This window comes from Streptomyces sp. NPDC047880 (genome assembly GCF_040706515.1).
In the GTDB taxonomy this organism is placed as follows: domain Bacteria; phylum Actinomycetota; class Actinomycetes; order Streptomycetales; family Streptomycetaceae; genus Streptomyces.
Map to the genome: position 1 here is coordinate 1 of NZ_JBEZOK010000002.1, position 22,098 is coordinate 22,098.

The 22,098-nt window shown below is 71.4% G+C and carries 22 protein-coding genes; 10 read left to right on the forward strand and 12 right to left on the reverse strand.

From position 1 onward, the window contains the following. Positions 1 to 385: 385 nt before the first annotated feature. Positions 386 to 1,027, reverse strand: coding sequence for a DNA-3-methyladenine glycosylase (locus AB0937_RS03865; protein ID WP_366709337.1), 642 nt, complete (start codon positions 1,025 to 1,027; stop codon positions 386 to 388). Positions 1,028 to 1,171: 144 nt separating this feature from the next. Between AB0937_RS03865 and AB0937_RS03870 the strand changes: the two genes are divergently transcribed. From AB0937_RS03870 to AB0937_RS03880, 3 genes are all read left to right on the forward strand, one after another. Further along, positions 1,172 to 1,954, forward strand: a complete 783-nt coding sequence (locus AB0937_RS03870) for a sporulation protein (protein WP_234850249.1) — start codon at positions 1,172 to 1,174, stop codon at positions 1,952 to 1,954. 40 nt (positions 1,955 to 1,994) lie between these two features. After that, positions 1,995 to 2,534: a YbhB/YbcL family Raf kinase inhibitor-like protein gene (locus AB0937_RS03875; protein WP_366709338.1), complete on the forward strand. Its 540-nt coding sequence runs from the start codon at positions 1,995 to 1,997 to the stop codon at positions 2,532 to 2,534. 207 nt (positions 2,535 to 2,741) lie between these two features. Beyond that, entirely contained in the window at positions 2,742 to 3,248 is a 507-nt protein-coding gene (locus AB0937_RS03880; protein ID WP_104779657.1) for an HNH endonuclease, read from the forward strand. Between the two features lie 117 nt (positions 3,249 to 3,365). On the opposite strand, the gene AB0937_RS03885 is transcribed toward AB0937_RS03880, so the two are convergent. The 3 genes from AB0937_RS03885 to AB0937_RS03895 form a co-directional block, all read right to left on the reverse strand. Further along, the gene (locus AB0937_RS03885; RefSeq protein ID WP_234850251.1) at positions 3,366 to 4,325 is read right to left on the reverse strand and encodes an SPFH domain-containing protein; all 960 of its coding nucleotides are present in this window, start codon (positions 4,323 to 4,325) and stop codon (positions 3,366 to 3,368) included. A gap of 133 nt (positions 4,326 to 4,458) precedes the next feature. Continuing rightward, positions 4,459 to 4,890 (reverse strand): NfeD family protein, encoded by a 432-nt coding sequence (locus AB0937_RS03890; RefSeq protein WP_366709339.1) that lies wholly within the window; start codon positions 4,888 to 4,890, stop codon positions 4,459 to 4,461. A gap of 95 nt (positions 4,891 to 4,985) precedes the next feature. Beyond that, entirely contained in the window at positions 4,986 to 5,783 is a 798-nt protein-coding gene (locus AB0937_RS03895; RefSeq protein WP_366709340.1) for an ABC transporter ATP-binding protein, read from the reverse strand. A gap of 161 nt (positions 5,784 to 5,944) precedes the next feature. Between AB0937_RS03895 and AB0937_RS03900 the strand changes: the two genes are divergently transcribed. Continuing rightward, positions 5,945 to 6,730: a hypothetical protein gene (locus tag AB0937_RS03900; protein ID WP_366709341.1), complete on the forward strand. Its 786-nt coding sequence runs from the start codon at positions 5,945 to 5,947 to the stop codon at positions 6,728 to 6,730. A 311-nt stretch (positions 6,731 to 7,041) separates the two neighbouring features. Here AB0937_RS03900 and AB0937_RS03905 read toward each other — a convergent pair whose 3' ends face one another. The 3 genes from AB0937_RS03905 to AB0937_RS03915 form a co-directional block, all read right to left on the reverse strand. Next, on the reverse strand, positions 7,042 to 7,284 hold the full coding sequence (locus AB0937_RS03905) for a chaplin (RefSeq protein ID WP_366709342.1): 243 nt from the start codon (positions 7,282 to 7,284) through the stop codon (positions 7,042 to 7,044). A gap of 155 nt (positions 7,285 to 7,439) precedes the next feature. After that, positions 7,440 to 8,081 carry a response regulator transcription factor gene (locus AB0937_RS03910; RefSeq protein WP_351626252.1) on the reverse strand — a complete coding sequence of 214 codons (642 nt, stop codon included), beginning with the start codon at positions 8,079 to 8,081 and terminating at the stop codon, positions 7,440 to 7,442. Beyond that, positions 8,074 to 9,219 carry a GAF domain-containing sensor histidine kinase gene (locus AB0937_RS03915; protein ID WP_366709343.1) on the reverse strand — a complete coding sequence of 382 codons (1,146 nt, stop codon included), beginning with the start codon at positions 9,217 to 9,219 and terminating at the stop codon, positions 8,074 to 8,076. Before AB0937_RS03915 ends, AB0937_RS03910 begins: the two co-directional genes overlap by 8 nt. Before the next feature lie 251 nt (positions 9,220 to 9,470). Here AB0937_RS03915 and AB0937_RS03920 point away from each other — a divergent pair, with 251 nt between their 5' ends. From AB0937_RS03920 to AB0937_RS03930, 3 genes are all read left to right on the forward strand, one after another. Further along, complete coding sequence (locus AB0937_RS03920) at positions 9,471 to 10,169, forward strand: SDR family oxidoreductase (protein WP_366709344.1); 699 nt, start codon at positions 9,471 to 9,473, stop codon at positions 10,167 to 10,169. Then, on the forward strand, positions 10,166 to 11,209 hold the full coding sequence (locus tag AB0937_RS03925) for an S-adenosylmethionine:tRNA ribosyltransferase-isomerase (RefSeq protein WP_366709345.1): 1,044 nt from the start codon (positions 10,166 to 10,168) through the stop codon (positions 11,207 to 11,209). Before AB0937_RS03920 ends, AB0937_RS03925 begins: the two co-directional genes overlap by 4 nt. A gap of 343 nt (positions 11,210 to 11,552) precedes the next feature. Further along, on the forward strand, positions 11,553 to 12,284 hold the full coding sequence (locus AB0937_RS03930) for a transglycosylase SLT domain-containing protein (protein ID WP_366709346.1): 732 nt from the start codon (positions 11,553 to 11,555) through the stop codon (positions 12,282 to 12,284). Positions 12,285 to 12,377: 93 nt separating this feature from the next. Here AB0937_RS03930 and AB0937_RS03935 read toward each other — a convergent pair whose 3' ends face one another. Continuing rightward, on the reverse strand, positions 12,378 to 14,918 hold the full coding sequence (locus AB0937_RS03935) for an FHA domain-containing protein (protein ID WP_366709347.1): 2,541 nt from the start codon (positions 14,916 to 14,918) through the stop codon (positions 12,378 to 12,380). Positions 14,919 to 15,159: 241 nt separating this feature from the next. Here AB0937_RS03935 and AB0937_RS03940 point away from each other — a divergent pair, with 241 nt between their 5' ends. Together AB0937_RS03940 and serB are read left to right on the forward strand one after the other, a co-directional pair. After that, positions 15,160 to 17,274: a streptophobe family protein gene (locus tag AB0937_RS03940; protein WP_366709348.1), complete on the forward strand. Its 2,115-nt coding sequence runs from the start codon at positions 15,160 to 15,162 to the stop codon at positions 17,272 to 17,274. A 151-nt stretch (positions 17,275 to 17,425) separates the two neighbouring features. Next, on the forward strand, positions 17,426 to 18,652 hold the full coding sequence (serB, locus tag AB0937_RS03945) for a phosphoserine phosphatase SerB (protein ID WP_366709349.1): 1,227 nt from the start codon (positions 17,426 to 17,428) through the stop codon (positions 18,650 to 18,652). Between the two features lie 66 nt (positions 18,653 to 18,718). Here serB and AB0937_RS03950 read toward each other — a convergent pair whose 3' ends face one another. The 4 genes from AB0937_RS03950 to AB0937_RS03965 form a co-directional block, all read right to left on the reverse strand. Next, a complete protein-coding gene (locus AB0937_RS03950) occupies positions 18,719 to 19,237 on the reverse strand; it encodes a histidine phosphatase family protein (protein WP_366709350.1) in 519 nt (172 codons plus the stop codon). A 65-nt stretch (positions 19,238 to 19,302) separates the two neighbouring features. Continuing rightward, positions 19,303 to 19,509: a hypothetical protein gene (locus tag AB0937_RS03955; protein WP_366709351.1), complete on the reverse strand. Its 207-nt coding sequence runs from the start codon at positions 19,507 to 19,509 to the stop codon at positions 19,303 to 19,305. A gap of 165 nt (positions 19,510 to 19,674) precedes the next feature. After that, positions 19,675 to 19,791, reverse strand: coding sequence for an SGM_5486 family transporter-associated protein (locus AB0937_RS03960; protein WP_097215821.1), 117 nt, complete (start codon positions 19,789 to 19,791; stop codon positions 19,675 to 19,677). Between the two features lie 78 nt (positions 19,792 to 19,869). Next, positions 19,870 to 21,210 carry a CynX/NimT family MFS transporter gene (locus AB0937_RS03965; RefSeq protein ID WP_366709352.1) on the reverse strand — a complete coding sequence of 447 codons (1,341 nt, stop codon included), beginning with the start codon at positions 21,208 to 21,210 and terminating at the stop codon, positions 19,870 to 19,872. 70 nt (positions 21,211 to 21,280) lie between these two features. Between AB0937_RS03965 and AB0937_RS03970 the strand changes: the two genes are divergently transcribed. After that, positions 21,281 to 21,973: a FadR/GntR family transcriptional regulator gene (locus AB0937_RS03970; RefSeq protein WP_366709353.1), complete on the forward strand. Its 693-nt coding sequence runs from the start codon at positions 21,281 to 21,283 to the stop codon at positions 21,971 to 21,973. The last annotated feature ends 125 nt before the right edge of the window (positions 21,974 to 22,098 follow it).

Consider the following 22,098-nt stretch of genomic DNA (forward strand, 5'->3'; position numbering starts at 1 on the left):
GGCGTTGACTTTTGGCACGCTGTTGAGTTCTCAAGGAACGGTCGCTTCCTTTGTACTCACCCTCTCGGGCTTTCCTCCGGGCGCTTCCCTTCGGTCTTGCGTTTCCGACTCTATCAGATCCTTTTCGATCCGATTCCCAGTCGGTGGGATTTGCCGTTCGGCCCCGGGCTTTCGCTCGTCGGCCTTTCGACATTCACTACGTTAGCGGATTCCCCGTCCAACTCATAATCGAGTCTGTCGGCGTCGAATTCGGGCATGCGGGCACGCCGAATTCGCCCCTGCTGAGGGGAGTTGCTAGGTAGTTGGTTTGGCCGCTTCCGGCTGCTGGCGATCGCCATACCCGGTTCAGCGGCTCGGGCTACATTACGCACCTCGGCAGAGCGCGTCAACTTCGACGGCGCCTCGGGACGTGGGCCCGATACGGGCTCACGGTCGGGTCGTTGGCGACCCAGAAACGCCAGGGGTGCACGGCACCGTCGCCGCCGACGCCCGTCCTGGGTCCGCTGCGTACCTGGTCGGAGGGCACGGGCGTGCCGGTCAGCATGCGGAGCGGGGTGTCCTCGGAGGTGCACGCGTCCGTGCCGTCCAGCGAACGGTCCACGTTCAGGGCCGTGGCCAGACGGGCCGGCCCTTTGGCCAGTTCCTTGTCGTTGCGGGCCGAGAGTCGACGGGTGCGGGCCAGCTCGGCACCCTCGATGATCTCGCCGGCGCGCAGCAGGACAGCGCTCGCCTTTCCCTCGGGTCCGCAGACCAGGTTCATGCAGAACCACATGCCATAGGTGAAGTAGACGTACACGCGTCCGGGCGGGCCGAACATCACGCTGTTGCGGGCCGTGCGGCCGCGGTAGGCGTGGGAACCGGGGTCGTTCTCACCGTCGTAGGCCTCGACCTCGGTGAGACGGAGGGCGATCGGACCGTCCGGGGTGCTGCGTACCAGGATGCGGCCGAGCAGATCGGGCGCGACATCGAGGACGGGCCGGTCGAAGAACTCCCTGGACAAGGGCGTACGGTCAGGGGTCGCGATCATGCCGTCCGAGGGTACTGGAGATGAGTGGTGCCGCGGGGTGGCCGTTGGGCACCGCCCTTGCCAGGGTGGGGCTTGGAACCGGCCACGGCCGGATCGCGTTTGTACGGATCAAGGATCCACCCGTTGTGGGCGAGAGGGAGAGACATGGCGTTCAAGAAGCTGCTCGCGAGCCTGGGGGCCGGCGGGGCTTCGGTCGAGACGGTGCTGCACGAGGTCAACGTCGTCCCGGGCGGTGTCGTCCAGGGTGAGGTGCGGATCCAGGGCGGCTCCGTCAACCAGCAGATCGAGGGGCTCTCGGTCGGACTGCAGGCCAAGGTCGAGGTGGAGAGCGGCGACCAGGAGTACAAGCAGGACATCGAGTTCACGAAGTCGCGGCTGGGCGGTGCGTTCGAGCTGCAGGCGGGCGCGGTGCACGCGGTGCAGTTCGGTCTCGAGATCCCGTGGGAGACGCCGATCACGATGATCGACGGTCAGGCGCTGCGCGGCATGAACATCGGGGTGTCGACCGAGCTGGAGATCGCGCGTGCGGTGGACTCGGGTGACCTGGACCCGGTCAACGTGCACCCGCTGCCGGCGCAGAAGGCGATCCTCGACGCGTTCATCCAGCTGGGCTTCCGGTTCAAGAACGCGGACATGGAACGCGGTGTGATCCGGGGTACGCGGCAGCGGCTGCCGTTCTACCAGGAGATCGAGTTCTACCCGCCGCAGCAGTACCGCGGGCTGAACCAGGTCGAGCTGAGCTTCGTGGCCGACCAGAACGCCATGGACGTGGTGCTGGAGATGGACAAGAAGCCGGGGCTCTTCAGCGAGGGCAGCGACACCTTCCGGTCCTTCCAGGTGGGCCTCAACGACTACCAGGGGACGGACTGGACGGCGTATCTCAACCAGTGGCTGTCCGAGGTCGGCAGCAAGCGCAACTGGTTCTAGGCTCGGGGGCGACTGCAAGAAACGATCAGGAGGTACCGAGGTGACCGAGCTCAAGCGGCGGCCGCTCCCCCACGACTTCCATCCGCCCGTCGCGTCGTTCACGGTGACGAGCGAGGACATCGAGGAAGGCGCGACGCTCAAGGACGCTCAGGTCCAGGCGGCCGGCAACACTTCGCCGCAGCTGCGGTGGGAGGGTTTCCCGCCCGAGACCAAGAGCTTCGCCGTGACCTGCTACGACCCCGATGCCCCGACGGGCAGCGGTTTCTGGCACTGGGTGCTGTTCGACATCCCGGCGTCGGTGACCGAGCTGCCGGTGGGTGCCGGCAGCGGCAAGTTCGACGGTCTGCCGGAGGGTGCGATCCACGCGCGCAACGACTACGGCGACAAGGAGTTCGGCGGAGCCGCGCCGCCGCCCGGGGACGGGCCGCACCGCTATGTGTTCACGGTGTACGCCGTGGACGAGGAGAAGCTCGGGCCGGACGCCGACGCGTCACCCGCGGTGGTCGGCTTCAACCTGCGGTTCCACACGATCGGGCGGGCCCAGCTGATCGGTGAGTACGAGGTGCCCGCCGAGGGCTGAGCAAGCCGCCCACGATCCCGGCGTTCACGGAACGTTTGCCCGCTCCTGGTCTTGGAATTGATCAGGAGCGGGCATTTTTGTTGCCGGGGGCCGCGGGGGTCACCCCTCGTGAGAGCAGCGGATATTGCGTTGTCCATCTCGGCGTGCCCGGCCAGAGTTGATCCCAGCCCGCCAGGGGGTGGGCCGGTGCACGGGAGGTGGGCTGGTATGCGGGACACGCTGGTACTGAACGCGAGCTTCGAGCCGCTGTCGACGGTGACGTTGAACCGAGCCGTCGTTCTGGTGCTTCAGGACAAGGCCGTCGTCGAGCAGGCCCACCCCGAACTGCGGATGCGGGGAGCCGCGGTCGACATACCGGCGCCGCGGGTGATCAGGCTCTGCCAGTACGTACGGGTGCCGTTCCGAAGACGCGCTCCCTGGTCGAGGCGGGGTGTGCTGGTGAGGGACCGGCACCGGTGCGCGTACTGCGGAAGGCGGGCTACGACCGTGGACCACGTGGTGCCGCGCTCGCAGGGTGGTCAGGACACATGGCTGAACACGGTGGCCTCGTGTGCGCAGGACAATCACCGCAAGGCGAATCGGACTCCTGTCGAGGCGGGTATGCCGCTGCTCCGGGAGCCGTTCGAGCCGACGCCCGCGGATGCGATGCTCTTGGCTCTGGCGCAGGATGACCTTGCGGCGCTGCCGGATTGGCTGGCGCTGGACGCGGCGTGACCAGTCGCCGCGAGGCCTTGATGGTTCGTCGGCTGCGGGCCGAGTGTGGCTGTTCGCGCAGTTCCCCGCGCCCCTGAAGAGAAGGGGGGCGCGGGGAACTGCGCGTTGAGGGTGCTGTCAGTCGATGTGCGGCTTTTCGCGGCGCTCCTGGGCGGGGACGCTCGCTCCGGTCGCGCCGCCGTTGCCGCCGGAACCACCGCCGATGCCGCCGAAGTTGCCCATGGCGCCGGAGAGGCCCTTGAGGGCGTCGCCGATTTCGCTGGGGACGATCCAGAGCTTGTTGGCGTCGCCCTCGGCGATCTTGGGGAGCATCTGGAGGTACTGGTAGGAGAGGAGCTTCTGGTCCGGGTCGCCCGCGTGGATGGCCTCGAAGACCGTGCGGACCGCCTGGGCCTCGCCTTCGGCGCGCAGGGCCGCGGCCTTGGCCTCACCCTCGGCGCGCAGGATCTGGGACTGCTTCTCGCCCTCGGCGCGCAGGATCTCGGACTGGCGGACACCTTCGGCCTGGAGGATCGCGGCGCGCTTGTCGCGGTCGGCGCGCATCTGCTTCTCCATCGAGTCCTGGATGGAGGTGGGCGGTTCGATCGCCTTCAGCTCGACGCGGTTGACGCGGATGCCCCACTTGCCGGTGGCCTCGTCGAGGACGCCGCGCAGGGCCGCGTTGATCTCCTCGCGGGAGGTCAGGGTCCGCTCCAGGTCCATGCCGCCGATGATGTTGCGCAGGGTGGTGACGGTGAGCTGCTCGATCGCCTGGATGTAGCTGGCGACTTCGTACGTCGCGGCCCGGGCGTCGGTGACCTGGTAGTAGATGACGGTGTCGATGTTGACGACCAGGTTGTCCTGGGTGATCACCGGCTGCGGCGGGAACGGAACGACCTGTTCACGCAGGTCGATGCGGTTGCGGATGGTATCGATGAACGGGACGACGATGTTGAGGCCCGCGTTGAGTGTCCGCGTGTAGCGCCCGAAGCGCTCGACGATGGCCGCGCTGGCCTGTGGGATGACTTGGATCGTCTTGATCAGGGCGATGAAGACCAACACCACCAGAATGATCAAGACGATGATGACCGGTTCCATCGTCGTTCCCCGTGTCCCTTCTCCGCTGCGGCGCCTTCGGCAGATCTTATGGTTGTCGAAGATCTTGCTGGTCGAGTCTGACAGACCGTCGCGTTGCTGGCGAGGAGTTCCGCTCCAGTTACGTCCTGCGAGGTCACATGACGATCGCGGTGGCTCCTTCGATGTCCACGACGTCCACTTCCTGGCCCACTTCGAAAGCGTGGCCGGTGTCGAGGGCTCGGGCCGACCAGACTTCGCCGGCGAGTTTGATCCGACCGCCGGAGCCGTCGACGCGTTCCAGGACGACGGCTTGTCTGCCCTTCAACGCGTCGACTCCGGTGGCGAGTTGGGGTCGCTGTGCGCGGTGCCGGTTCGCGATGGGCCGTACGACGGCGATGCCCGCGGTCGAGATGACGGCGAAGACCACGACCTGGGCGACGGCTCCGCCGCCGAAGACGCCGGTGACGACCGCCGCGGCGATGGCGCCCACCGCCAGCATGCCCAGTTCGGGCATGGCGGTGACCACGAGCGCGATGCCGAGCGCTGTCGCGCCGATCAGCCACCACAGCCATGCGTCGATGTCCACCTGGTCATGGTAGGTCCGCGGGCCCTGTCGGCGACAGGGCGCCCGTGGTGTGAAATCCCGTTCTCACTCCGGGATTTGTGGGGTGCGGGCCCGGTTCAGGAGAGCGGGAGGCCCTGCGCGGTCCAGCGCTCGCCCGCCTGTTCGACGACGAGCGGCAGGCCGAAGCAGAGGGAGAGGTTGCGGGAGGTGAGTTCGAGCTCCAGCGGGCCGGCGGCGAGGACCTTGCCCTGGCGGATCATGAGGACGTGGGTGAAGCCCGGGGGGATCTCCTCGACGTGGTGGGTGACCATGAGCATCGAGGGGGCGATCGGGTCCAGAGCGAGGCGGCCGAGGCGGCGGACGAGGTCCTCGCGGCCGCCGAGGTCGAGACCGGCGGCGGGCTCGTCGAGGAGGAGCAGCTCGGGGTCGGTCATCAGGGCGCGGGCGATCAGGGTGCGCTTGCGCTCGCCCTCGGAGAGCGTGCCGAACCTGCGGTCCAGGTACTCACTCATGCCGAGGCGGTCGAGGAAGGCACGGGCGCGCTGCTCGTCGATCTCCTCGTAGTCCTCGTGCCACGTGGCGGTCATGCCGTACGCGGCGGTCAGGACCGTCTCCAGGACCGTCTGGCTCTTGGGGAGCTTCTCGGCCATGGCGATGCCGGCCATGCCGATGCGGGGGCGCAGTTCGAAGACGTCGGAGCCGGGCCTGCCGAGGGTCTCGCCGAGGATGGCGGCGGTGCCCGAGCTGGGGAAGAGGTAGGTGGAAGCGAGGTTGAGGAGGGTGGTCTTGCCGGCGCCGTTCGGGCCCAGGATGACCCAGCGCTCGCCCTCCTTGACCGACCAGGAGACCTGGTCCACCAGAGCCCGGCCCTCACGGACCACGGATACGTCCTGAAGCTCCAGAACATCGCTCATGAGCGCGTTGTCTCCCCTTGCAGTGTGGCCGGTCTCGGCTGTCGCGTAAGCCTGTGGCTCGGTCCGCCGCGCCGGTGGGCGCAGCCCTCCATGAAATCTACGCCACCGGTCGGCCGGGGCATTCCCTCGGTCCGGTCCTTGGTGGGTCCTAGGGTGGAGCCATGCTCTCGGAACCACGTGCTGGACGTCTCGCAGCTTGGGGAAATGCCCTTTTGGCCGGTCTTGTCTCGCCGGATGACGCCGTTCTGGCCATCGTCGGCGCGGATGCGGTGCACCGGGTGGAGGGGCTGCCGGGTGAGCCGGGGCAGGTCGGGCTGACGCTCGCGCTCGGACGGCTGCGGACGCTCGGGGTGACCGGGCTGCGGGTGGCGCTGCCCGCGCCGGGGCATCCCCTGGGGCTGAGCGGGCCGCCGGAGTTCAACGCGCGGGCACTGGAGGCCGAGGAGGCGGTGGTCGGTCACGGAGCCGCCTATGGCTTGGTGCCGGACGTGTACGAGGCCGGGCCCGAGCATGTGCGGGACGAGGTGGTGTGGCATGTGCTGCCCGTGCGGGAGGCGCCGCCCGCGGATGTGCCGTCGCTGGGCGAGGCGGAGCGGGAGCTGGCGGAGGCCCTGCGGGAGGCGACCGAGGTGCTGACCCGGCTGGACGTGGCCGGGGCGGGGCCGGTGTCGGAGGCGGCGATCGACGCGTACCGGGCGCGGGCCGAGCGGGGCCGGGAGGTGCTGGCGCCGGGGTATCCGCCGCGGGCGGTGCGGGTGCTGGAGCTGGCGCAGCGGGTGGGGACGCTCATCGCCGTGGCGACGGAGAGTGGGCATGGGGGTGCGGTGAGTTCGTCTGAGATCTTCGCGCGGCGGGAGGCGTTGCGGCCGGTGGAGCGGACGGCTCGGCGAGCACAGGTCGCCGCGTACAACTCCGTTGTGGAGGAGCGGGAGCGGGGGGTGCGGTGATGGTGCTTCGTGTGGTCGGCGTGAGGGGTGCGGGCGGGGGGTTTCGCAGCTCGGCGTAACGGGGTGCCCGGGCTGGTGCTGGGGCGGGTGGGCCACAGCCCGGCGTCGCGGGGTGCCTCCCCCGAGCTCTCGGCATCGCTCGAGCAGGGGGGACCACACGCCCACCCGTGCCGCCCTTGGCGGCACGATTGCCCGCAGCCAGGGGACAGCGCGTAGCCGCAGCCAGGACGGCGGGCTGTGACGGCGACCGGCCTCCCGGGTGGGGGCCGGGAGGCCGGTGGTGCCTCCGGCTCGGAGACGGAGGTGGGGCGTCAGTGGTTGACGGCGAGGTTGCCGAACGCCGGGTTCAGGACGCCCCCGACGTTCACGCTGTTGCCGGACACGTTGACCGGGATGTGCACCGGGGCCTGGACGACGTTGCCCGAGCCGACGCCCGGGGAGCCCACGGCCTTGCCGTCGGCGTGCGCGCTGGTGGCGGAGGCCATGCCCGCACCGGCGGCCAGCAGGCCACCCGTCACCATCGTCACGGCGGCGACCTTCTTCAGGTTCTTCACTTCTGAGCCCTCCTTGCGGTTGCCGCGGCAGGCGCCGCAGCACGCACTGAGAACGGTGGGGATCCGCGGAGGTTGCGCCATATGAGGGACGTTCCCACGACAGTATGAATCTCAGTCCGGAACGCAACCTTCCGCGTGGCCGTGGAGTGAGCGTGTCAGCCGGTCACGCCATGGCGAACGGCCCACAGCGCGGCCTGCGTCCGGTCGGAAAGGTCCAGCTTCATCAGGATGTTGGAGACATGGGTCTTGACCGTCTTCTCGGAGAGGACGAGGGCCCGGGCGATCTCCCGGTTGGAACGGCCGTCCGCTATGAGTCCGAGGACCTCGCGCTCCCGCTCGGTGAGTGAACCGGCCCTCGTGGTCCCCGCGTTGGTCTCCTCCTGCGCCAACAGGGCACCGGCGACCTCCGGCTGGAGGAGGATGTGCCCGGCGTGCACCGAGCGGATGGCTCCGGCGAGGGCGTCGGGGTCGACGTCCTTGTACACGTAGCCCGCGGCGCCGGCGCGCAGGGCCGGAACCACCGTGCGCTGCTCGGTGAAGCTGGTGACGACCAGCACGCGGGCGGGGTTGTCCAGCTCGCGGAGCCGACGCAGGGCGTCGACGCCGTCCATGCCCGGCATCTTGACGTCCATGAGGATGACGTCGGGCTTCAGCTCCTCGGCACGGTCGACTCCTTCGGCACCGTCCGCCGCCTCGCCGACGACCTCGATGTCGTCCTGCACTTCCAGGAAGGTGCGCAGGCCCCGGCGGACGACCTGGTGGTCGTCGACGAGCAGCACCCTGATTGCGTCAGCCACCGGGGACCTCCATCTCGATCACGGTGCCCTTCCCGGGCGCCGATTCCACGGTCAGCGTGCCGCCGGCGCCGCCAGCCCGGTCCCGCATCGAGACCAGGCCGAGGTGGCGCCCCGCGCGGCGGACCGCGCTCGGGTCGAAGCCCCCGCCGTCGTCCGTGATCCGCAGGACGGCTCCGTTGCCCCGGCGGTCCAGGGTCACGTCGACGTGGTCGGCGCCGGAGTGGCGAAGGGCGTTGTGCAGGGCTTCCTGGGCCACGCGCAGGAGGGCTTCCTCCTGGGAGGCGGGCAGGGCCTTCACTCCGTGGCCGGTGAAGGTGACGCGGGCGCTGTGGGCGCGGTCGAGCACCTGGATCTGGGTGCGGAGGGTCGCCACGAGGCCGTCCTCGTCGAGGCCCGCGGGCCGCAACTCGACAACGGCCGCGCGCAGTTCGTCGGCGGCCTCGGCGGCAAGGACGGCGACCTGCTGGAGTTCGCCCTTGGCGCGGGAGGGGTCGCGGTCCACCAGGCGGGCCGCGGCCTGGGCGGTCAGGCGCAGGGAGAACAGCTTCTGGCTGACCGCGTCGTGCAGTTCGTGGGCGAGGCGGGAGCGCTCCTCGGCGATGGTGAGCTCGCGGCTGCGTTCGTAGAGGCGGGCGTTGGTGAGGGCGATCGCGGCGTGCTGGGCGAGGATGCCGAGGAGTTCCTCGTCGTCCTCGGTGAAGCCGCAGCCGCCCTGGGGGCGCTCGCAGTTCTTGTTGGCGAGGAAGAGCGCTCCGATGACCTCGTCGCCGTCGCGGATCGGCAGGCCGAGGAAGTCGACGAGGTCCGGGTGGGCCTTCGGCCAGCCCTCGAAGCGGGGGTCCTCGCGGACGTCCGCAAGGCGCTCGGACCTGGCCTCGTGCAGCATCGCGGCGAGGATGCCGTGCTGGCGCGGGAGGGGGCCGATGGCCTTCCACTGTTCCTCGCTGACGCCGTCCACCACGAACTGGGCGAAGCCGCCGTGGTCGTCCGGGACACCGAGGGCGGCGTACTGCGCGTCGAGCAGCTCGCGGGCCGAGGCGACGATCGTCTTGAGGACGTCGCGCACCTCGAGGTGCCTGCTCATGGCCAGCAGCGCGGAACTCACCGCGGCGAGGCCGGACCGGGGGCCGTGACTCATGACCTCACGGTACCGGCGGGCTGTGACGGTGCGGATCGGACCGGTGGCGGCGGGGCGCCCGGTCGCTGGGCCTAGGTCCCGGGGCCGAGGCGGCGGGACGCCGGGGTGTAGGTCCGGGGCACCGGGCCCGTGGCCCCCGGTCCCCTGGCGTAGGGCGAAGGGACCCGGCGGATCGGGGCCCGCGTCCGAGGCGGTGCGGACGGCCCCGTTCCTACGGTGAGGGCACTTCGATCACCGAGAGGGAGCTGATCATGCCGGTTGCGATCATCACCGGGGCGTCCAGGGGGCTGGGCCGTGCCCTGGCAGAGGCCCTGGCCGGGCGGGGCTGGGACCTGGTGCTCGACGCCAGGGGTGCCGAGGCGCTGGCGGAGACGGCCGAAGCCGTCTCAGGGCACGGCACACGGGTGACCGCCCTGCCGGGGGACGTCACGGATCCCGGTCACCGGGCGGAGCTGGTGGCGGCGGCCTGGCGGCTGGGCGGGGTCGACCTGCTGGTGCACAACGCGAGCGCGCTGGGCGCGGAGCCGCTGGTCAGGCTGGAGGAGCTGCCTCTGGAGGGGCTGCGCCGGGCGCTGGAGGTGAACCTGGTGGCGGGGCTGGGCCTGGTCCAGGAGGCGCTGCCGTTGCTGCGGGCCGCGCGCGCCGGCGCTGTCGTCGCGGTCAGCTCGGACGCGGCGGCCGAGGCGTACGAGACCTGGGGCGGTTACGGGGCGTCCAAGGCGGCCCTGGACCATTTGGCGGCCGTGCTCGCCGTGGAGGAGCCGGGGCTGCGGGTCTGGGCGGTGGATCCCGGGGACATGGCCACGGAGCTGTACGCGGCGGCCGTGCCGGACGACCCGGAGCCGCGGCCGGAGCCGGCGGCAGTGGTGCCGGGGTTCCTGCGGCTGCTGGACGAGCGTCCGGCGAGCGGGCGGTACGGGGCTGCGGCGCTGCTGGACGGAGCGCGATGACACTGGCGGTGCGGGTACCGGAGGAACTGTCGGCGCGGGTGCCGGTCGAGCAGCGGGGCCCGGGGCTGGACCGGGACGCGGTACGGCTGCTGGTGTCGCGGGGTGCCGAGGTGGCGCATCACACGTTCACGGAACTGCCGCGGCTGCTGCGGGCCGGGGACCTGCTGGTGGTCAACACCTCGGCCACGCTGGCGGCGGCCGTGGACGGACGGTCCGGGCACGCGCGCGTGGTGGTGCACTTCTCCACCCGCGGGGACGACGGCCGCTGGGCGGTGGAACTGCGGGAGCCCGACGGGCGGGGCACCACGTCCCCGCGTGCGGGCGGGCCCGCGGGGACGGAGGTGCGGCTGCCTGGAGGCACAGGTCTGGTTCTGGAGGAGCCGCTGAGCGGGCGGGGCGATCGGCTGTGGTGGGCGCGGGTGTCCGGGCCGGGGGTGCCGGGGCTGCTGCGGGAGCACGGGCGGCCCATTCGCTACGCCTATACGGAGCGGGACCAGCCGCTGTCCGCCTACCAGACGGTGTTCGCGCTGCCGTCGGCGGACGGGACGGGCAGTGCGGAGATGCCGAGCGCGGCGCGGCCCTTCACGGCGCGGCTGGTGGCGGAGCTGGTGAGCAGGGGGGTGCAGTTCGCGCCGGTCACGCTGCACACGGGGGTGGCCTCGGCGGAGGCGCACGAGCCGCCCTACCCGGAGCGGTTCGCGGTGCCGGAGGCGTCCGCGCGGCTGATCGGCGCGGTGCGGGCAGGTGGGGGCCGGGTCATGGCGGTGGGGACGACCGCGGTGCGGGCGGTGGAGTCGGCGGTGGGCACCGACGGGGCCGTACGCGCGCGTGCGGGGTGGACGGACCTCGTCGTCACGCCCGAGCGCGGGGTGCGGGTGGTGGACGGGCTGCTGACCGGGCTGCACGAGCCGGAGGCCTCGCATCTGCTGATGCTGGAGGCGGTCGCGGGGCGGACGGCGGTCGAGCGGGGGTACGAGGCCGCGCTGCAAGGGCGCTATCTGTGGCACGAGTTCGGCGACCTGCACCTCGTGCTGCCCTGAAAGGACCTCACGCAGAGCATCGCTTGTGCAACGGGACGTGAGACTGATCCAGGGGCGATGTGAGCCCTCGCATAGGACCCACGTCACGTACGAAAGGACGTAGGAGACAAAGCCGCCCCTATTGAGCGGCGCATACGGTCCAATCTGTCCCGATTTACCCATCCCTGATCCACTATCTCCTTTCGTACGTCACACCTTTGCCACGCGATTTTGCGGCCGCTAAGAATTGCTGACGTCGCTCAGCGCCGTGGGTTCACCTCCGCGGCGTTCGTGTCGGAAACACACCGAGTCCAACGCCGGACGCCGAGCGACTCCCGCGCTATTCGAAGAGGTCCAACGCAGCATGCCCAAGAACATCTTCAGCCGTGTTCAGAGTCGTAGCCTGACCCGTCACCACAAGATCGCCATGGCCGGTGTCGCCACCCTCGGTGCCGCCGCCATCGGGTTCTCCGCGGTGCCGAGCGGCGCCTCGACCAAGACCACGACCGAGGCCGCTCAGCCGGCTGCGGTGGCGTACAGCACCCAGCAGATCAAGGACGTCAAGGCGAGCGTCACGGACCAGATGGCCGGCGCCACCCTGAAGGCCGAGCAGATCGCGGCCAAGAAGAAGGCCGACGCCGCGGCCGCCGCCAAGAAGAAGGCCGCCGCCGAGGCGGCGAAGAAGAAGGCCGAGGCCGAGCGCAAGGCCAAGGAGGCCGCGAGCCGCGCCGCCAAGCGTGCCGAGGCCAAGAAGAAGGCCGCCGTCAAGAGCTACCCGAACAACCTCGACGGCTGGATCCGCGAGTCGCTCGACATCCTGAAGAAGCACAAGATCCCGGCGTCCTACGACGGCATCCACCGCAACATCATGCGGGAGTCCTCGGGTAACCCGAAGGCGATCAACAACTGGGACATCAACGCCATCAACGGCATCCCGTCGAAGGGTCTGCTGCAGGTCATCCCGCCGACCTTCAAGACCTGGCACGTCCCCGGCACCTCCTGGGACATCTACGACCCGGTCGCCAACATCACCGCCGCCTGCAACTACGCGGCCGACAAGTACGGCTCGATGGACAACGTCAACAGCGCGTACTGAGGCCTGCGCGGACCTCTCTGCTTCGCTGAACGGAACGCCGAAGGGCGGCACCCACCTGACGGGGTGCCGCCCTTCGGGCTCGCGGAGCGGGGACTACTTGCGCATGACCTCCGGCTCGTGGCGGCGCAGGAAGCGGGCCACGAAGAATCCGCAGATCACGCCGAGGACGAGGAGCGCGCCCATGTCCATGGCCCAGGCCCCGGCCGTGTGCTCCCACAGCGGGTCGTTGTCGCCGGCCGTCTCGGGCGGGCTGATCTTGTTGAAGTCCAGCGTGGCGCCGGAGGCGGCGACCGCCCAGCGCGACGGCATCAGGAACGAGAACTGGTTGACGCCGACCGAACCGTGCAGCGTGAACAGGCAGCCCGTGAACACCACCTGGATGATGGCGAACATCACCAGCAGCGGCATGGTCTTCTCGGCGGTCTTCACCAGCGACGAGATGATCAGGCCGAACATCATCGAGGTGAAGCCCAGTGCCATGATCGGCACGGACAGCTCCAGCAGCGTGGCGCTGCCGAAGATCAGGCCCTCCTCGGGGATCTCCCGGCTGGAGAAGCCGATGACGCCGACGAGCAGGCCCTGGAGCACGGTGATCATGCCGAGCACGAACACCTTGGACATCAGGTACGCGGAGCGCGAGAGGCCGGTCGCGCGTTCCCGCTCGTAGATGACGCGTTCCTTGATCAGCTCTCGGACCGAGTTCGCCGCGCCCGCGAAGCAGGCGCCGACCGCGAGGATCAGCAGGACCGTGGTCGCCGTGCCGTTCGGGATGATCCGGCCGGTCTGCGGATTGACCGGGTTCGGCAGCAGGCCCCTGTCCGCGTCGATGAGCAGACTGACCGCGCCGAGCACGGCCGGCAGGATCACCATCAGCGCCAGGAAGCCCTTGTCGGAGGCGATCACCGACACATAGCGCCGGACCAGCGTGACGAACTGGGACATCCAGCCCTGCGGCTTCGGCGGCTTCATCGCCTGCATGGGCGGAACCTGTACGGACTGCGGCGCTACGGCGTCGATGTCCGCGGCGTACATCTGGTAGTGCTGCGAGCCCTTCCAGCGGCCCGCCCAGTCGTAGTCGCGGTAGTTCTCGAAGGCGGAGAAGACATCGGCCCAGGTGTCGTAGCCGAAGAAGTTCAGCGCCTCCTCGGGCGGGCCGAAGTAGGCGACCGAGCCGCCCGGCGCCATCACCAGCAGCTTGTCGCAGATCGCCAGCTCGGCCACCGAGTGCGTGACGACGAGGACCGTACGGCCGTCGTCGGCGAGGCCCCGCAGCAGCTGCATGACGTCGCGGTCCATGCCCGGGTCGAGGCCGGAGGTCGGCTCGTCCAGGAATATCAGCGACGGCTTGGTGAGCAGCTCCAGGGCGACCGAGACGCGCTTGCGCTGGCCGCCGGACAGGGAGGTGACCTTCTTGTCCTTGTGGATGTCGAGCTTGAGCTCGCGCAGCACCTCGTCGATGCGGGCCTCGCGCTCGGCGGCCGTGGTGTCGGCCGGGAAGCGCAGCTTGGCCGCGTACTTGAGGGCCTTCTTGACCGTCAGCTCCTTGTGCAGGATGTCGTCCTGCGGGACCAGACCGATGCGCTGGCGGAGCTCGGCGAACTGCTTGTAGAGGTTCCGGTTGTCGTACAGCACCTCGCCCTGGTTGGCGGGGCGGTAGCCGGTGAGCGCCTTGAGCAGGGTCGACTTGCCGGAGCCGGACGGGCCGATGACCGCGATCAGCGACTTCTCCGGGACGCCGAAGGAGACATCCTTGAGGATCTGCTTGCCGCCGTCGACCGTGACGGTCAGATGGCGGGCGGAGAAGGACACCTCACCGGTGTCGACGAACTCCTCGAGCCGGTCGCCGACGATGCGGAACGTCGAATGACCGACGCCGACGACGTCCGCCGGGCCGAGCAGCTGCGAGCCGCCCTTGGCGATCGGCTGGCCGTTGACGTAGGTGCCGTTGTGGGAGCCGAGGTCACGGATCTCCATGCGCCCGTCGGGCGTCGCGTGGAACTCGGCGTGGTGCCGGGACACCTGCAGGTCGGAGACGACCAGTTCGTTCTCCAGGGCACGGCCGATGCGCATCACGCGGCCGAGCGAGAACTGGTGGAACGTGGTCGGGCTGCGGTCCCCGTGGACCGGCGACGCCCCCGCGACACCGCCGGAACCCTGCTGCTGCGGAATGTGCGCCGCGGCCTGCTGCGGCTGCTGCCAGCCGGCCTGGGGGGCCTGCTGCTGCGGCTGCTGCTGCTGCGACGGCTGCTGGGCCGGGGCCTGCTGGCCCCAGCCGGGGTTCGCGCCCTGCGCGGCGTACGGCTGCTGCTGCGGCTGGGCCTGCGGCGAGGCGACGGAGGCCGCGGCGCCGGACAGGTTCAGGCGCGGACCGTCGGTCGCGTTGCCCAGGTTGACGGCCGAGCCCGGGCCGAGCTCCAGATGGTGGATACGCTGCCCCTGCACGAACGTGCCGTTGGTGCTGCCGTGGTCCTCGATGACCCAACTGCGGCCGTTGAAGCTGACCGTGGCGTGACGCCAGGAGACCCTGGCGTCGTCGAAGACGACGTCCCCCTGCGGATCACGTCCGAGGGTGTATGCCCTGGACGGATCGAGCGTCCAGGTACGTCCGTTTGATTCCAGTACGAGTTCCGGCACTCCATGCCCCACTGAGTTGTCCCCCGAGTTACCCCCGACATGGGGAGTCTAGGGATGTCGAACATCGGGGGGAACTATTTCAGGAGCGGCCCCCTGACCGAAAGTCGGGCCTCATGAAGACCGCACTCGGACGCATCGGCCGATTCCGTTGACGGGGTTGAAAACGGGCCGGAGAGTGGTATTTCGTCGCGAGGGGGACATGCCTGGTGTTCCCGCCGCGTAGCGGATCGGGGGGTCTGCCATGGGCGCTGCCGCAGGGGCCGGGAGGGCGAAGGGGCACGCGCGCGTGCCGTGGGGGGACGTGCTGATGTCCGCCGTGGCCGCCGTGAGCTGGGCGTTGATCGGGATGGCGGGGACGGCGGCGCTGGGTCTGCGGCTGCTGGAGGCGGACGCGGCGGGCTCGTTGGGACCGATGACCGCGGCGGTGGTGGCGCTCGGGGCCGGGGGTTCGGTCACGCCGTCCGGTGATGTGTCGGTGTTCGGCCTGTCGGGCGCGGAGGCGGACACGGCCATCGAGATCACGCCACTGGGCGTGAGCCTGGTCGGGGCGGTGCTGCTGTCGTGGTTCTTCCTGCGGTCCCTGCGGGGGGCGGGAGTTGTGATCGCACCGGCCGAACTGCTCGCGCGGGCGGGGTCGGTGGTGGCGCTGTTCGTGGCGATGCTGGGCGGGCTGGCATGGGCGGGGCACGACGTCATCACGATCGACGGAGGATCGCTCGGGCTGGACGACGTGACCGGCGGGAGCGGGGGCGTCGAGATTCCGAGGCTGGGGGACGTCGGGGGGCTGCTGCCGGACCGGCTGGGCGACCTGGTCGACGCGCAGGCCGCGGTGGGCTTCACGGTCGACACCGTCCCGACCCTGCTCGGCGGGTTCGGCTGGTCGGCCGGGATCCTCCTCATCGCCCTGCTGGCCTCGCGTCGCACGCCACTGCCGCGGGGCTGGGAGGCCGTGCACCGGGTCGTGCGGCCGGCCGTGTCCGCGGTGGTGACGGTGCTGCTGGTGGCGGTGGCGGCGGGGTGCGCGGCGGCGGTGTACGCGGCGGTCGGCGACGACCATCCCCGGCGCATCGCCGGTGCGGCGTTGCTCGGGGCGCCGAACGGGGTGTGGCTGGGTGTGCCGCTCGGCCTGTTCGTGCCGTGGGACGGACGCGCGACGGGGGAACTGACCCGGTTTCTGCCCGACCCCCTGGACGACCTGCTCGGTGCGGGCTCGGGCGGGCCGGTGACGCTGGGCCGACTGGCCGAGCTGGACGGGCGGGTGTGGCTGCTGGGGGTGGCCGCGGCGCTGATGATGCTGCTCGCGGGCGTGCTGGCGGGGGTGCGGACGCCGGCCGGGGCGGGAGAAGACGCCCTTGGTTTCGCGGGGCGGGGCGCGCTGCGGCTGGGTGTCGCCACCGCGTCGGCCCTGCCGCTGCTGGCCTGGCTGACGGACGTCTCCGCGAGCGCGTCCCTGTCCGTACTCGGCTTCGACGCGTTCGGCGCGGGCATCCAACTGCACGGCCGTCCCGCCATGGCTCTGCTGCTGGGCGCGGTCTGGGGCGCGGCGGCCGGGGCGGCGGGGGCGCTCCTCGCGTGGGGCTGCGGGGCTGCCGGGCGCCGCGCCACGGTGGCCGCCCGGGCGGCCGGGCGGACCGGAACCGGTGCGGCCGAGGGCCTGTCGGGCACGGGGTGGGCGGACCACGGGCCCGGGGGCCTCGCCCGGTCGGAGGAACTCACGGGCACGGGGTGGCCCGAACACGGGGCCGGGACCGGGAGGTGGTCCGACGCTGGGGCTGGGGCAGGGCAGCCGCAGGCCGGCCGCCGGGCCGGGACGGGGGCAGAGGCCGGGCAGCCGGAGGCCGGGCGCAAGACCCAGGAGACCGGGCACGGGGCCGAGGCAGGGACGTGGTCCGACGCTGGGGCTGGGGCAGGGCAGCCGCAGGTCGGCCGCCGGGCCGGGACGGGGGCAGAGGCCGGGCAGCCGGAGGCCGGGCGCAAGACCCAGGAGACCGGGTACGGGGCCGGGGCAGAAGCCGGGCAGCCGGAGGCCGGGCCCTATGCGCCCCGTACGCCGTACCGGCCGCCCAACCCGGGTACCAACCCGTACCTCCGCGTTCCGGACGAGCTGCTGGGGCCGCAGGACTCACCGTCTCCCGGGGCGGAACGGCCCACCGATGCCGCGCCCCGGGCGGAGTCCGGCACCCGGCCGGACGACGAGCCCCCCGCCCCTGGCGACGTGCACGGCGCCCCCACCGTCGTACGGCCGGTCGGGCCGCCGCCACGTGGCCCGCGGCAGTCGCCCGGGCCGCGGAACGGGAACGGGCCGCCGCCGCCACCGCCTCCACCGCCGCCGCGGAAACCGCCGGGCGGAAGGTGACCGGCGAGGGTGCGGGGTGCCGTACCGGCACGGCGCCCCGCACGTACCGCTGCGTAAGATTCACGCCATCGGCGCGACAAGCAGTGTTCGCTGTCCGCCAGACGGACCGCGGGGGCGACAGGCACGGCGCGCCGGATACGGTGGAACCACCATGAGCGCTTCGCAGACCTCGTCTTCCGACGTCCCTGCCGACGTCCCCACCCTCCTTGTGAAGATCTTCGGCAAGGACAGGCCGGGCATCACCGCCGGCCTCTTCGACACCCTCGCCGCCTACTCCGTCGACGTCGTCGACATCGAGCAGGTCGTCACCCGTGGCCGGATGGTGCTGTGCGCGCTCGTGACCGAGCCGCCCCCGGGGCTCGAGGGCGACCTGCGGGCGACCGTCCACAGCTGGGCCGAGTCGATGAGGATGCAGGCGGAGATCATCTCCGGCCTCGGCGACAACCGGCCGCGCGGCCTGGGCCGCTCCCTGGTCACCGTGCTCGGGCACCCGCTCACCGCCGAGGCGACGGCCGCGATCGCCGCACGGATCACGAAGACCGGCGGCAACATCGACCGTATCTTCCGGCTCGCCAAGTACCCGGTGACCGCCGTCGAGTTCGCCGTCTCCGGCGTGGAGACCGAACCGCTGCGCACCGCCCTGGTGACCGACGCCGCGCGGCTCGGCATCGACGTGGCGGTCGTCGCCGCGGGCCTGTACCGGCGCGCGCAGCGCCTCGTCGTCATGGACGTCGACTCGACGCTCATCCAGGACGAGGTCATCGAGCTGTTCGCCGCCCACGCCGGCTGCGAGGACAAGGTCGCCGAGGTGACGGCGGCCGCGATGCGCGGGGAGCTGGACTTCGAGCAGTCCCTGCACGCGCGCGTGGCACTGCTGGAGGGACTGGACGCCTCGGTCGTGGACAAGGTGCGCAGCGAGGTACGGCTGACGCCGGGCGCCCGCACCCTGATCCGTACGCTGAAGCGGCTCGGTTACCAAGTCGGCGTCGTGTCGGGCGGATTCACTCAGGTCACGGACGATCTGAAGGAGCGGCTCGGGCTGGACTTCGCCCACGCCAACACCCTCGAGATCGTCGACGGCAGGCTGACGGGCAAGGTCACCGGCGAGATCGTCGACCGTGCGGGCAAGGCCCGGCTGCTGCGCCGGTTCGCGGCGGAGGCCGGTGTGCCGCTGTCGCAGACGGTGGCGATCGGTGATGGCGCCAACGACCTGGACATGCTGAACGCCGCGGGGCTCGGTGTGGCCTTCAACGCCAAGCCGGTGGTGCGTGAGGCGGCGCACGCCGCGGTGAACTTCCCCTTCCTGGACACGGTCCTGTACCTGCTGGGCATCACGCGTGAAGAGGTCGAGGCGGCGGACATCCTCGACGTCGTCTGAGCCGACGGGAGGGGCCCGGCGCCGCACCGGCGCCGGGCCCCTCCGTCACGCGTGCCACGCGGGTCGTCACTCGGCGGGTGCCCAGTAGTCCTGCAGCGTGGCCACAGCCGGCTCCAGGCTCTTCCACGGGCCGCCGAACGACAGCACGGCGAAGGCGGCGGCCGGGAACCCGCGTCGGGCCATCCGCTCCCGCGCGGTGTCCTCGCCCGAGCCCGCCAGGACATCGGCGAGGCCCTGGATGCCCGGGTTGTGCCCGATCAGGAGGATGTTCCGCACGTCGTCGGGGGTCTCGTTGAGCAGGGCGATCAGCTCGCCCGGCGAGGCCTCGTAGATCCGCTCCTCGTAGACGGTTTTCGGCCGCTGCGGGAACTCCTGGACGGCGAGCTTCCAGGTCTCCCGGGTCCGGACCGCGGTGGAGCACAGGGCCAGGTCGAAGGCGATACCGGTGTCGGTCAGCCTGCGCCCGGCCTCCGCCGCGTCCATTCGGCCCCGGTCGGCGAGCGGACGCTCATGATCGGTGACCTGTGGCCAGTCGGCTTTCGCATGGCGGAAGAGGACAATCCTGCGGGATTCTGCGACGCTCATGAGATCCAGCTTCGCATGAAACACGCCACCTGGCGCAGGGAGTTGACCACCGGCTTCGGCCGTGGTCAGCGGGCCGTGAGCTGCTGGATGCGCTCGAAGAGGTGGGTGATCACCGGCTCACCGGTGGCCGCGTGCGCGTCGGACGGGTTGAGGATCAGGGTGAGCAGCGCGGCGAAGGCGAGCACGGGCAGGGCCAGAGCCCACCAGGGCAGCCGTCCGGCGGCGCCGGCCCGGGTCGCCGGGTGGAGCCGGGTGTGCGTAGGGGCCGACATGGATGCCTCCGCTCCTCGAGTGGCCGGTGACCGTCTGGCGGCCACACACTCGAAGCTACGGGCTCCCCGGCTGCCAACCCATCCGGTGATCCACCCACTTGACCCTGACCCTCACCCCCTAGGGGACGCGGGGGCCAGCCCCACCCCCGGCCGGGTGAGCGCGGGTCACGGCGAGGCGATGGTCGCGATGACGGCGATGACGATGAAGATCGCGAAGAAGGCGCCGAAGACGAGCAGCATCTTCTTCTGACCGTGCTGGGGATTCGGGTCGAGCACTGGCATGGGGCCAGTCTCCCACCCCCGCTCCGCGCCGGACGCCCCGGGGTGACTCCCCTCCCTCGGGCTCCCCCGGCGCGTGGCTCAGCGGGACGCCTCGTCCTCCACCGTGCGGTCGCGGCCGGCCAGGACGCCGACGGCCATCTGCGGGATCATCAGGGCGCTCATCAACGCGATGGGCAGACCCCAGCCGCCGCTGTGCTGGTAGAGGACGCCCACCAGGAGGGGTCCGGGGATGGAGATCAGGTAGCCGGTGCTCTGCGCGAACGCCGACAGCCGGACCACGCCCGGGCCGGTCCTGGCCCGCATGCCGACCATGGTCAGCGCGAGCGGGAAGGCGCAGTTGGCCACGCCGAGCAGCAGGGCCCAGGCCCAGGCGCCGGCCGCGGGCGCGAGGTACAGCCCCGCGTAGCCGGCGAGGCCGCACAGGCCAAGGGCGACCACGATCGGGCCCTGGTGGGGCAGCCGGGTGGCCAGGCGGGGTATGACGAAGGCGAGGGGCACGCCCATCACCATGGTGACCGCCAGCAGCAGTCCCGCGGTGCCGGCGGGCACACCGGCGTCCCGGAAGATCTGCGCCATCCAGCCCATGGTGATGTAGGCGGCGGTGGCCTGGAGCCCGAAGAAGACGGCCAGGGCCCAGGCGGTACGGCTCCGGGTCATCCGCAGCGGGGGCGTCTGCACGCGCGCGTGCTCCGCGGAGGCCGGGGCCTGGTTCCGCGTCGCCCGCTCGGCGGCCCGCTCCCCCTCGCCGGGCTGCGAGCCGCGTCCCCGGGCGAAGGACAGCCACGGCAGGACCGCCGCCAGGGCGAGCCCCGCCCACAGGGCCAGGCCCGTCTGCCAGCTGCCGCCGAGGGCGTCGGTCAGGGGGACCGTCACGGCTGCCGCGAGGGCCGTGCCGAGGGCCAGGGCCATCGAGTACAGGCCGGTCATGGAACCCACGCGGTCGGGGAACCAGCGCTTGACGATGACCGGCATCAGGACGTTGCTGACCGCGATGCCCATGAGGGCCAGGGCGCTCCCGGCCAGGAAGCCGGCCGTGCCGCCCGCGTAGGGGCGTATCAGCAGGCCCGTGGCGATGGCGGCCATGCCGGCGCACACCACGGCGCCGGGCCCGAAGCGGCGGGCGAGCCGCGGGGCCATGACGCCGAAGACGGCGAAGCACAGGGGTGGCACGGAGGTGAGGAGCCCGGCCACGCTGCCGCTCATGCCGAGCCCGTCGCGGACCTCCTCCAGGAGGGCGCCGAGGCTGGTGATGGCCGGGCGGAGGTTCAGCGCGGACAGCACGATGCCGAGGACGAGCAGGCGCGTCGTCCACGCGCGCGGGGACGCGCCGTCCGGTTTCCCGGTGGCGTGCGCGGCATCGCTGCGTACGGTCGGGTGCGTCGTCGTCCGGGTTTCCTCGCTAGGCATGAGGCCCATCATAGAATCATGGGATGATTGACTGTCCACTCCTCGGTTGCCCCCGGGCGCCCCGGCCGTGCGAAGGTGTGCCATGCCTCTGAGCCATCCCCGTCGCTCGGCCCTGTCCGAGCAGGTCATCGCCGCGCTGCGGGCCCAGATCACCTCGGGTGAGTGGCCCGTCGGCTCCCGGATCCCGACCGAGCCGGAACTGGTCGAGCAGCTCGGCGTCGCCCGCAACACCGTCCGTGAGGCCGTCCGTGCCCTGTCGCACAACGGCCTGCTGGACATCCGCCAGGGTTCCGGCACGTACGTCGTGGCGACGAGCGAGCTGGCGGGCGTGATGCAGCGCCGGTTCGCCGGGGCCGACCCCCGGCACATCGCCGAGCTGCGCTCCACCCTGGAGTCGGCCGCCGCCCGGCTGGCCGCCGAGCGGCGTACGGAGCGGGACCTCAAGCAGCTCGACGCGCTGCTGCTGCGGCGCGAGGAGGCGTGGGAGTCGGGCGACAAGGAGGCGTTCGTGACCGCGGACGCGACCTTCCACCTGGCCGTCGTGTCGGCCTCCCACAACGACGTGATGACGGCGATGTACGCGGACCTCGGCGAGGTGCTGCGGGACTGGCTGCGCGAGGACGTCGGCGAGGAGCTGACGCCGGAGACGCACATGGACCACGGACGGCTGCTGGAGGCGATCCGCGCGGGCGAGTCGGACACGGCCGCGACGGAGGCGGCCCGCTACCCGTTCCTGTGCCGCCTGGGCGGCGTCACCTCCCCCACCGGTGACTGACACCGCCCGGGGCAGGGCCGGCTGCCCGGCATCGGACCACAGCCGCCCGCCGGCCGCGGCTCAGCTCTCCCAGCAGTGACTGACACCGCCCGGCCGGGGCCCGCTGCCCGGCCACCGGACCACAG

Bases quoted from the DNA above. Each gene is read 5' to 3' on its own strand.
- AB0937_RS03865 (WP_366709337.1), bottom strand. From the start codon at position 1,027: ATGATCGCGACCCCTGACCGTACGCCCTTGTCCAGGGAGTTCTTCGAC.
- AB0937_RS03870 (WP_234850249.1), top strand. From the start codon at position 1,172: ATGGCGTTCAAGAAGCTGCTCGCGAGCCTGGGGGCCGGCGGGGCTTCG.
- AB0937_RS03880 (WP_104779657.1), top strand. From the start codon at position 2,742: ATGCGGGACACGCTGGTACTGAACGCGAGCTTCGAGCCGCTGTCGACG.
- AB0937_RS03885 (WP_234850251.1), bottom strand. From the start codon at position 4,325: ATGGAACCGGTCATCATCGTCTTGATCATTCTGGTGGTGTTGGTCTTC.
- AB0937_RS03895 (WP_366709340.1), bottom strand. From the start codon at position 5,783: ATGAGCGATGTTCTGGAGCTTCAGGACGTATCCGTGGTCCGTGAGGGC.
- AB0937_RS03900 (WP_366709341.1), top strand. From the start codon at position 5,945: ATGCTCTCGGAACCACGTGCTGGACGTCTCGCAGCTTGGGGAAATGCC.
- AB0937_RS03915 (WP_366709343.1), bottom strand. From the start codon at position 9,219: ATGAGTCACGGCCCCCGGTCCGGCCTCGCCGCGGTGAGTTCCGCGCTG.
- AB0937_RS03920 (WP_366709344.1), top strand. From the start codon at position 9,471: ATGCCGGTTGCGATCATCACCGGGGCGTCCAGGGGGCTGGGCCGTGCC.
- AB0937_RS03925 (WP_366709345.1), top strand. From the start codon at position 10,166: ATGACACTGGCGGTGCGGGTACCGGAGGAACTGTCGGCGCGGGTGCCG.
- AB0937_RS03930 (WP_366709346.1), top strand. From the start codon at position 11,553: ATGCCCAAGAACATCTTCAGCCGTGTTCAGAGTCGTAGCCTGACCCGT.
- AB0937_RS03940 (WP_366709348.1), top strand. From the start codon at position 15,160: ATGGGCGCTGCCGCAGGGGCCGGGAGGGCGAAGGGGCACGCGCGCGTG.
- serB (WP_366709349.1), top strand. From the start codon at position 17,426: ATGAGCGCTTCGCAGACCTCGTCTTCCGACGTCCCTGCCGACGTCCCC.
- AB0937_RS03950 (WP_366709350.1), bottom strand. From the start codon at position 19,237: ATGAGCGTCGCAGAATCCCGCAGGATTGTCCTCTTCCGCCATGCGAAA.
- AB0937_RS03955 (WP_366709351.1), bottom strand. From the start codon at position 19,509: ATGTCGGCCCCTACGCACACCCGGCTCCACCCGGCGACCCGGGCCGGC.
- AB0937_RS03960 (WP_097215821.1), bottom strand. From the start codon at position 19,791: ATGCCAGTGCTCGACCCGAATCCCCAGCACGGTCAGAAGAAGATGCTG.
- AB0937_RS03965 (WP_366709352.1), bottom strand. From the start codon at position 21,210: ATGATGGGCCTCATGCCTAGCGAGGAAACCCGGACGACGACGCACCCG.
- AB0937_RS03970 (WP_366709353.1), top strand. From the start codon at position 21,281: ATGCCTCTGAGCCATCCCCGTCGCTCGGCCCTGTCCGAGCAGGTCATC.